Genomic DNA, 520 nt, shown 5'->3' with positions numbered 1-520 from the left:
GGTCAAGGTCGTTTGGGCGGGGGTGGATGGGGGGGACGGCACCGCCTGGCGTAGGCAGAAAAAGAGGGACGCGTTACACTATTGCGCTTCGTCATCGCAGTCCGGAGATCCCATGAGCAAGACCTTCTCCCTCTCCAGCCAGTTTCAGCCCTCCGGTGATCAGCCCGGGGCCATCGCACGCCTTATCGACGGCATCGAGAGCGGGTTGGCGCACCAGACCCTGCTCGGGGTGACCGGCTCGGGCAAAACCTTCACCATGGCCAATGTGATCGCCCATCTCGGGCGCCCCACCATGATCTTGGCCCCCAACAAGACCCTGGCGGCGCAGCTCTACGGGGAGATGAAAGAGTTCTTCCCGGACAACGCGGTGGAGTATTTCGTCTCGTATTACGACTACTACCAGCCCGAGGCCTATGTGCCTTCGACCGATACCTTCATCGAGAAGGACGCCAGCATCAACGATCACATCGAGCAGATGCGCCTGTCGGCCACCAAGGCGCTGCTGGAGCGGCGCGATGTG

1 protein-coding gene is annotated in these 520 nt (G+C 61.9%); it reads left to right on the top strand.

The features are described 5' to 3' along the window. Positions 1–112 precede the first annotated feature (112 nt). Positions 113–520: DEAD/DEAH box helicase family protein (locus BN1134_RS16455; protein WP_042048546.1), on the top strand; the 408-nt coding region annotated here is incomplete at its 3' end.

It is taken from the genome of Aeromonas simiae (assembly GCF_000820125.1).
GTDB lineage: Bacteria > Pseudomonadota > Gammaproteobacteria > Enterobacterales > Aeromonadaceae > Aeromonas > Aeromonas simiae.
This window is presented reverse-complemented; position numbering and strand designations above follow the sequence as displayed.